General features: G+C 70.0%; 6 protein-coding genes and 1 pseudogene. 3 read left to right on the top strand and 4 right to left on the bottom strand.

The window, feature by feature from the left end; all coding sequences use genetic code 11:
* Positions 1–277 precede the first annotated feature (277 nt).
* On the top strand, positions 278–871 hold the full coding sequence (locus YWW_RS0124105; protein WP_026932099.1) for an FmdB family zinc ribbon protein: 594 nt from the start codon (positions 278–280) through the stop codon (positions 869–871).
* Positions 872–1,151: 280 nt separating this feature from the next.
* Here YWW_RS0124105 and YWW_RS0124100 read toward each other — a convergent pair whose 3' ends face one another.
* From YWW_RS0124100 to YWW_RS32730, 4 genes are all read right to left on the bottom strand, one after another.
* Positions 1,152–1,934 carry a hypothetical protein gene (locus tag YWW_RS0124100; protein ID WP_026932098.1) on the bottom strand — a complete coding sequence of 261 codons (783 nt, stop codon included), beginning with the start codon at positions 1,932–1,934 and terminating at the stop codon, positions 1,152–1,154.
* Between the two features lie 127 nt (positions 1,935–2,061).
* A complete protein-coding gene (locus YWW_RS0124095) occupies positions 2,062–4,179 on the bottom strand; it encodes a glycosyltransferase family protein (RefSeq protein ID WP_026932097.1) in 2,118 nt (705 codons plus the stop codon).
* Positions 4,176–5,492 carry a glycosyltransferase gene (locus YWW_RS32735; RefSeq protein ID WP_035698484.1) on the bottom strand — a complete coding sequence of 439 codons (1,317 nt, stop codon included), beginning with the start codon at positions 5,490–5,492 and terminating at the stop codon, positions 4,176–4,178. Before YWW_RS32735 ends, YWW_RS0124095 begins: the two co-directional genes overlap by 4 nt.
* A gap of 149 nt (positions 5,493–5,641) precedes the next feature.
* Entirely contained in the window at positions 5,642–6,451 is an 810-nt protein-coding gene (locus YWW_RS32730; RefSeq protein ID WP_035705016.1) for a DUF3109 family protein, read from the bottom strand.
* Between the two features lie 114 nt (positions 6,452–6,565).
* Here YWW_RS32730 and YWW_RS0124080 point away from each other — a divergent pair, with 114 nt between their 5' ends.
* Positions 6,566–7,363: a sugar phosphate isomerase/epimerase family protein gene (locus YWW_RS0124080; protein WP_026932096.1), complete on the top strand. Its 798-nt coding sequence runs from the start codon at positions 6,566–6,568 to the stop codon at positions 7,361–7,363.
* Between the two features lie 153 nt (positions 7,364–7,516).
* A pseudogene (locus YWW_RS38140) lies at positions 7,517–7,635 on the top strand (aminotransferase DegT); the annotation flags it as partial.

Genomic DNA, 7,635 nt, shown 5'->3' with positions numbered 1-7,635 from the left:
CCGGCGGATCTTCCTGAGGTGAAGGTCCTGCTCGACGGGCGCCGGATCACCGACCCGACCGCCTGGCAAGGCCGCCACCACATCACCCTCGGCGGATAACGACCCCCACGGCGTCAACGCAACGATGACCCTGGCGCTGCTCGACCAGGTCGGCGTCCCGACCTGGACGATCCTCGACTGGAGACCAAACTCGTGAACACGATCTGAAGCCGGGACCCCTCCCGCGGCTCCCGAGCTAGGTTCGACTCACCTGTCAGACCCTCCCCGAGGAGAGCACATGGGCTGGTTCAAGAAGCGCCGCTCCGACGACGCCGGGCCGATCGTCTACGCGACCCGCGCCGAAGTCGAAGCGGCCGAGGCGAAGCAGGCCGCGGCCGGGTTGGAACCCGGGTACGGGAGTCTGCGCAACGCCAGCGGCACCTACTACGTGTTCCGCGGCAGCGACACCGAGAAGGCCAAGCAGTACCTGCGCGACGAGGTCAACGTGACCCGCGAACTGACCTACTACGTGGTCGAAACCCCGAACGGCAACTGGGGCAAGGATATCGACGGCCTGTACCTGGAGAACCTGCTCCCATGGCAACGGAACGTCGCCGCTGCCGAACACGAGGGCGACATCATCGGCGTGCTGACCGGCTCGACCGGTTTCGTCTCCATCGACGACGGCAGCGGCGACAACTTCATCGTCTGCGTGCGCTGCGGCAACTGCGGGCACGAATGGGAGGACGGCGTGCGGTACCAGAACTCCACCGCGGTCAGATGCCCCTCTTGCGCCGCCCTGAACAGCGTCGACAGCAGGCGCATCAGCTACCGGCGCTTCAGCGACGGCGTGGTCATCTCCTACGACATCCGAGGCGACGGCACCATCTAGCTCGCACCGCGAAGCAGACCCGCCCGAGCACCCGCCTCGCCGAAACCAAATCCAGCACGACAGGCAAGCGGCGGAGACAGGCGTGCGCGCATGGGAGGCGAGGGGCCCGTCCTCGACCGGAAACCCGACCTCTCGAACATGGAACACTGGCTAGACGCTGAACCACTGGCCGCCACGGTGTTCGGAAGACTCGTAGCGGACCGGTGCGGCCCCTCCCCGACTTCTCTCGTGAGTTCCGGTTCTCGAAATGACCCATCCGGCCGCTGGAGGGACCAGGGTCTCAGTAGTAGCTCTGTTGGCCGCTGAAGAAACCGACGATGACGATCAGGTGGACCGACAGCGCCCCGAGGACTGCCCGGCGCCAGTTGCGCTTGGCCCAGAAGGCGAGCAGGCCGGCCAGCAGCAGTCCCCCCAACACCACCGCGTTCGTCAGGCCCTCCGCCCAGGACCGGGACATCCGGTCCCCGAACACGTACATGAGGTCGAGCGGCATGGCGCCCACGAACCGCTCGAGCTGCGTCGACTCGTGAATGCCGATGAACACGTTCCCGGCCCACACCATGAGCCAGCCGAAGCCCAGCCCGATCGCGATCTCCGGCACCCACAGCGCCGCGACGGCACAGGCCGCACCGAACACGATCCCCCACGCCACCAGTGGGACGAAATTCGAGAGCTCCAGGCACGAGGCCATGTCGCGGCGATCGGCGACCGCTGCGGAGACCCTGAACAGACCTTGCAGCGCCGCGACGACCGTGAGGCTTCCGGCCGCCGCCGCTGCGACCATCCCCAACTGCAATCGCGTGGCGACCGCATGCCCGGACCGACCGCGCCCCGTCAGCTGTCCGGCCATCGCTCCGACCACGATCGAGGTGGTCGTCCACCACACGGTCCACATGAAGTTGACCGGGAGCACCTCGCCGCCGTCCGCGGAGCCGCAGAACGGGCTGTGCCAGGTGAACACCGTCATCCAATGCGTCAGCCACGGTTGCAGGAACGCCGCGGCGGCGGAGACGCACCCGGCCACCACAAGCCCGGCCGTCCACTGGCGCGCATCGATCCTCATCGAAGGATCGTACGAAGCCTCACCTATGGAGGGGCGGGCAGGGGGCTCGGGGAACGGCAAGGGCCGAGCGGTGACGCAGTCGAGAGCCCGCGTCCGGCCGACGGCCCGGGTGGCTCTTGCGTATCCGCTACCGCTGCTCGCCGAGGAACAGCCGGTCGAAGCCGGCGCTGACCACGGACCAGTCCCAGGTGGACAGGGCGTGCTTCGAGGCGAGCTTGCCGCTGTCCAGCCAGCTCTCCTCCGTGGCGTTGATCTCCAGCACCCGCCGGGCGGCCGCCTCCGGCGTCTCCACGACCCAGCCGTCCGGGTACACCGTGCGGGCGCTGTGCTCCCTGCCCGCGAAGAACGGCCAGTCCCGCACCACGGGCACCGCACCGCTGGCGGCGCCCTCCATCAGTCCCAAGTGGGCGCTTTCGCGAACCGACGAGCTGAGGATGAAACCGATGTCGGTGAGCTTGTCCGGGACGTCGTCGGTCGGTCCGAGCCGCAGCACGGCACCGGCCTCGACCAGAGGAGCCAGCTCGTTCTCCATCCTGTTCCGGTACTTCCTGGTGGCATGGCTGGTCTTGGGGTCCATGTCGCCGCCCACCAGCAGGAGCCGGTAGCGTTCGTCCTTCTCGCGCAGCAGACGCAGCACCTCGACCGCCCATAGGGGGTCCTTGACCACTTGGCCGACACCGATGAGGCCGAGGTTGAAGCGGGCGTCCGGGGACTTCTCCCTGGCGAATTCACTGAGCTGCGCGGCGTTGTGCAGGACATGCGTACGCGGCGCCTGCGGGCCGCGCAGCTGCGGCACCAGCGCACCGGCCAGGTCCCGCACGTGTTCCCCGACGAAGACGAGGTCGTCGACGCGGGAGAAGTCCACCAGCTGCGGCCAGCGGGTGAACACCTCGTAGCTGTGCAGCCTGACGACGATCCGGGTGTCGCCGGGATCGATCGTCGTCAGCATGGCGGCGGGCCCCACGCACCAGTCGAGGAACACGGTGTCGGCCCAGTCCAGGTGCGGCCGCATCAGGTCCTCGACCAGCTCGGCGTACTCGTCGCAGTCGCCCATCCGCTCCCGTATGGGCCGCTGGTCCGCCCACGAGATCCGTCTGAGCGAGGGCTGTGTCGCCACGTCCAGGTAGCGCACCTCGACGCCGGGGTGATCCCGGTAGCGGTCGAGGATGTGGCGCAGGAAGTTGTCGTTCGAGCTGGTCGTCACCAGTAGCCGCAGCGGACGGTCGCTCGGCGGCGGTGCGGCCGACCGGATCCGGCCGCGAGGGGTCATGACCGTCTTCATCGCGCGAGAGCCGTGGAACCGCTCGGCGAAGGCCTCGGGGTCGGCGGCCAGCGGCGAGGAGAGCCGGTCGATGTGGATGACCCTGTGGAAACCCAGCGCCAGGGCGCGCTGCAGGGCCTTGGCCGAGTCCTTGTACTGCTCAGCGGCCTGTAGTTCGTCCGCGCGGGCGAGCAGCGCCCGCACCGCCTGGTCGATGTGCTTCGGGGCGGCTCCCCGGCCGATCTCCTGTGTCACCGCCTCGTTGAGCAGCTCGGCCTTGATCGCCGGGTCGGAGATCTTGGAGGCGGCCAAGGCGAGCGCGTACGCCCCTCCACTGTGCCGGCCCGCCCAGTTCATGGCCTCGGCCACCCGGCGGCCCGTCGCGACGCGCACTCGGGCGGGCACGCCGGGCGCCCGCAGCGGCAGGCGCCAGAGGCGGGCGCCCAGGGAGCTGCGCATGATGGGGCGGGCGGTGAGCAGGCGCGCCGCGGAGGCGGGAAGCCGCTGCGCGGCCCGGGCGAGTTCGCGAGCCACGAGCGAGGCCGGAGGCCGGAAGGCGCCGCCGCGGCGCGCGGGGGCCCCGCCCCGCCGGTTGAGTTCGCGGACGGCGTCGATGGCGGGGGCGAAGCCGAAGACGGCCTTGGCCGAGCGGTTGCGCTGGGCGAGCTGCCAGACGGTGTAGACGGCGCCGTCGTCGAGCGCGACGAGCACGTGGGCCGCGCGGGCCCGGGCGCGCAGCCACGAGTCCGAGCGGCTGCGCAACCAGACCCGCTCCCCGAGCGGAAGCTTGACCGCGCGCCGCCGGTTGGAGCGGGGCAGCAGGTGCGTCTCGGCGAACTCGACGCCGGCCAGCTCCGCCAGCGAGGATGCGGTGACGGTGCCGCCGAACGAGACCCGGGCGCCCTCGGCATTGAGCTTCGGCACGGTGTCGGCGACCACGCTGGCAGACGGGCTCTTGCTGCTGATGAACAGAACGTCGATCACTGGGGGCGGCCTTTCACAAGCTGCAACTCGTTGACCAGATTCTTCACGGCCGCGGACATGATGATCTCGCGCGTGAACCGGTCGGCGTGCGCCATGGCCTCCGCGTGCTGCTCATCGGTGGACTCCACCGCCAGGTGCGCCGCCTCGACGAAGGCGTCGGCCATGGCCTCCCAGTCGATGCCGCGCGCGCCCGTCCACAACGGGTGCCCCTCCAGGACGTTCGACGCGTCGTGGTCGATCGCGTGGGCGGACACGATCGGCAGGCCGGTGGCCATGTACTCGTAGACCTTGCCGGAGGTCACGTAGCGGCCGCCGATGAGGATGAGCACCATCGCGTCCCATCGGGCATAGGTGGAGGCGACGTCCGCCTTGGCCACCGGGCCGCCGTAGCTGACGCCGTCCGCCTCGGCGTCCCGCAGCAGTTCGGCCTGGGGGCTGGAGCCGCGGTTGGCACCGTGGCCGATGTGGCCGCGGACCTCGAACCGCGCGTTCGCCAGCAGAGGCTCGCGCCCGCGGGCCGCGCGCCAGCCCTCGAGGACCGCCTCCAGATGCTGCTTGGAGAAGTTGACCGTGCCCAGGTACCCGAAGACCAGGCCCGACTCGGGGTCGGGGTTGTGCGTCCGGCCGGGGGCGCTGTCGACGTCGTACCCGTTGCGCACGACGTGCACGCGGTCCGCGATCTCGGGGTAGCGGGCGCGGTAGTGCTCGGCGATCGGATCGTTGACGACCCACAGGCTGACCGCGGAGCCGAGGACGCGCGCCTCCCAGCGGCCCTCCTCGGAATCGGGCCCGAACGCCTCGCGGCCGTCGACCACGTCGATCGACCAGCCGTCCCGGAAGTCGACGGCGTACGGCACCCGGGCCTCCTCCCACAGCCTCCAGGCCGGGGCGAGGTTCATGTACGGCACGCAGGTGGCCAGCAGCAGGTCGGCCGGCTTCTCCCGGTGGACGCGCAGCACCGCGTCCTCGAACGTGCCCCGCCACTCGCCGAAGTTCTGCTCGGGGAAGGTCTCCTGCTGGCGCTCGCGCAGCGACTTGACCCACTTCGCCGGGGAGATCGCCCGCTGCTCGCTGTAGCGGCGGATGTCCGTCTCCAGGTCCTCCCGGCGGAGCGGGAGCTTGACGGTCTCCACCCGCGGGTCGACCTTCTCGGAGAGGGTGTGGTCGATGCCCGATTCCAGTTCCCAGGACTCGTCCTCGACGGTGACGACCGTGACGTCCCAACCCTGAGCGGTGAACTGGTTGGCGGTCTCCCGCATACGGTACGCACAGCTCTTCGCGGCCGGAGGGAAGCCGACCGCGAGGTAGATCAGATGGGGGCGCCGCTCGCCGCTCCCCGGTTCGGGGGCTGCTTCGGAGCGAGGGGCCCCTGGGGTTGAGAACGCTGACATGATAGTGGACATTAGCACGGGGCGGAAGAGGCGAGCGCTGTCCGGAAGCTGTAAGCGCAGGTCGCTCACCCTCAGCGGCGGCGCGGGGGAGCGAGGCGCTCCTTCGCCCGGACGCTCGCCGGGTGCGGGGCGACCTGGCCGTGCTTCTCCCGCTCGGCGCACAGCTCCGCCAGCCGGTCGTACGCCGCCTTGCCCAGCAGCTCGGTCAGCTCGGTCTCGTAGGAGCGCCACACCGGCTCGGCGGCCGTGTGCGCCAGCGGCGAGCCGGTGCACCACCAGTCGAAGTCGTGGCCGCCCGGCCCCCACGAGGCCCGGTCGAACTCGGTGATGAGGGTGACCTCCACGCTGGTGCCGTCGGCGCGCTGCTCGGTCTTGAAGTCGCGCTTGACCGGCAGCTGCCAGCACACCTCGGGCTTGTAGGCCATCGGGTGGACGCCGTCGCGCAGCGCCTGCTGGTGCAGCGCGCAGCCCGAACCGGTGGGGAAGCCCTTCCGGTTGTGGAAGACGCAGGCGCCGTCGACCACGGCGGTCTTCCGGGCCGCCTCCTCGACCCCTTCGTCGTTCTCGAGGGTGTCGTCGACGATCGTGTCCTTCCAGCGCCGATGGAACTGCCACGTCTCGGGCGTGAGCTTCTTGACCGCCCGGCGGGTGCGCGCGATGTCCTCGGCGTCGGTGTAGAACGCCCCGTGGAGGCAGCAGCCGTCGGCGGGCCGGCCGAAGTCGATGCCCGGGCAGCCGCCCGCTTCCGGGGCTCTGCCGAACACGCAGCCCCAACGCGAGAGCAACCAGGTCAGGTCGGCCCGGACCAAGGTCTCCGGGTCGTCGGGATCGAAGAACTCGACCCATTCGCGGTCGAAGTTCGGCTCCACCTCGTCGGTCATCGGTCAACAGTACCCACCGGGACCGGTCGAAACGCGCATGCGCGGCGAAGCGCACGGACGGTATAGGAGCCGGTGTCCAGGTCCTCCCGATGGGAGCGGCGTACCCTAGGGGCTGTGACCCAGTCCGTCCCGGTTCTGCTCTCGACCACCTCCGTCTACCCAGAGCCCACCTCCGTGGGCTTCGAGTTGGCCGCTGAGCTGGGGTACGACGGGGTGGAGCTCATGGTCTTCACCGACCGCATCTCGCAGGACCCGTCAGCGGCCGCCAGCCTCTCGCGCCACTACGGGGTCAAGGTCGGCGCCGTGCACGCCCCCTGCCTCCTGGTCACCCAGCGCGTGTGGAGCGCCGACCCCTGGACGCGGCTGCGCCGCTCGGTCCAGGCCGCCGAGTACCTGGACGCGCCCACCGTCGTGATCCACCCGCCGTTCTCCTGGCAGCGCGATTACGCCCGCAAGTTCTCCTCGGTGCTCGACAGCCTCAAGGCCCGCTACCCGGACATCACCATCGCGGTGGAGAACATGTTCCCGCTCAAGCTCGGCAAGCGCAAGCTCGTCCCGTACAGCCCCCACTGGGACCCCACCCGCCACGGCTACGACGCCTACACGCTCGACCTGTCCCACTGCGCCGCCTCGGGCGCCGACGCGCTGGCGATGGCCGAGCGCATGGGCGAGAACCTGCGGCACATCCACCTGTGCGACGGCACCGCCCCCGGCAGCGACGCCCACATGGTGCCCGGCCGCGGCTCGCAGCCGTGCGCCGAACTGCTCGGCAAGCTCGCCACCGCCGACTGGAACGGCTCGGTGACCGTCGAGGTCTCGACGCGAAAAGCCGGCAACCGCACCCGCCGCGCCGCCGACCTCGCCGAATCCCTGCGATTCGCCCGTGAAGGGCTGGAAGCCGCCCGGACCTGAGGGGTGCCGCGGCATCATGGACCAGAGGCGAACGCCAGCTGATTTGGCCGGTTTGCAGCCTTGTTACGGTCATCGGGAGTTCGATTTGGGTTAACGTTCGTGAACTACCGTTTGCGCCCGTCGCTGACCCACGGAACCAACTGAGGTAGTCGAATGCCAATTGAGGAACAGACCTTTATCCCGCCGGCTCGGCCGTTTATCGGTGATGAGGAGATTGCGGCGGCGGTGGCCGTGTTGCGGTCGGGGATGGTGGTGCAGGGGCCGGAGGTGGC

Origin of the sequence: Glycomyces tenuis DSM 44171 (assembly GCF_000427885.1) — a bacterium.
In the GTDB taxonomy this organism is placed as follows: Bacteria; Actinomycetota; Actinomycetes; order Mycobacteriales; family Micromonosporaceae; genus Glycomyces; species Glycomyces tenuis.
Note: the sequence above shows the minus strand (reverse complement) of the source record. Positions and strands in the feature narration are given on the sequence as shown.

Excerpts from the sequence above, each read along its gene's own strand:
- YWW_RS0124105 (WP_026932099.1), top strand. The coding sequence starts at position 278 with ATGGGCTGGTTCAAGAAGCGCCGCTCCGACGACGCCGGGCCGATCGTC.
- YWW_RS0124100 (WP_026932098.1), bottom strand. The coding sequence starts at position 1,934 with ATGAGGATCGATGCGCGCCAGTGGACGGCCGGGCTTGTGGTGGCCGGG.
- YWW_RS32730 (WP_035705016.1), bottom strand. The coding sequence starts at position 6,451 with ATGACCGACGAGGTGGAGCCGAACTTCGACCGCGAATGGGTCGAGTTC.